This window comes from Mesorhizobium sp. M4B.F.Ca.ET.143.01.1.1, assembly GCF_004792275.1.
In the GTDB taxonomy this organism is placed as follows: Bacteria; Pseudomonadota; Alphaproteobacteria; order Rhizobiales; family Rhizobiaceae; genus Mesorhizobium; species Mesorhizobium abyssinicae.
Genome location: NZ_SRSR01000097.1, coordinates 1 through 439, shown reverse-complemented (window position 1 = coordinate 439; position 439 = coordinate 1). Strand labels below are relative to the sequence as shown.

At 67.9% G+C, this 439-nt stretch carries 1 pseudogene; it reads right to left on the bottom strand.

The features are described 5' to 3' along the window. Positions 1 to 238: 238 nt before the first annotated feature. Positions 239 to 439: pseudogene (locus EN786_RS36125) on the bottom strand (D-alanyl-D-alanine carboxypeptidase); the annotation flags it as partial.

Below are 439 nucleotides of genomic sequence, written 5' to 3'. Positions count from 1 at the left end.
GGAGCAGCCGCGCAGCGGCGTCGCGGAGACCCGAGGATCCATGCCGGGACCTCGGTCGTGGGTGCAGCGCTGCAGAATTCCGCACCGTTGCGGCGCCCACATGTCGCGGCATGGATCCCTTGGGCTGCAGAGCAGCTCCAGGGGTCTGCGCCGCGTCGCTCCGCTCCTTGCTCCGCCCGTGGATGACGAAGTCGGTGGGGTGTCTACGCCACATGGCCAAGGCGGCGCGCCCGCACCCCTACTGCTGTTCGGCGAACATCAGCCTGGTCTTGGTGCCGTCCATGCCAGGCGACAGGCTGCGCTGGATCAGCGCTTCGACGTGGTCGTTGCGCTGGCGGGCCGAATCGGCGCCCATCACCACCACGATCAGCTGGCGGCCGTCGGCGTCGTAGGAGGTGACGATGTTGAAGCCGGACGCCCTGATATAGCCTGTCTTGAT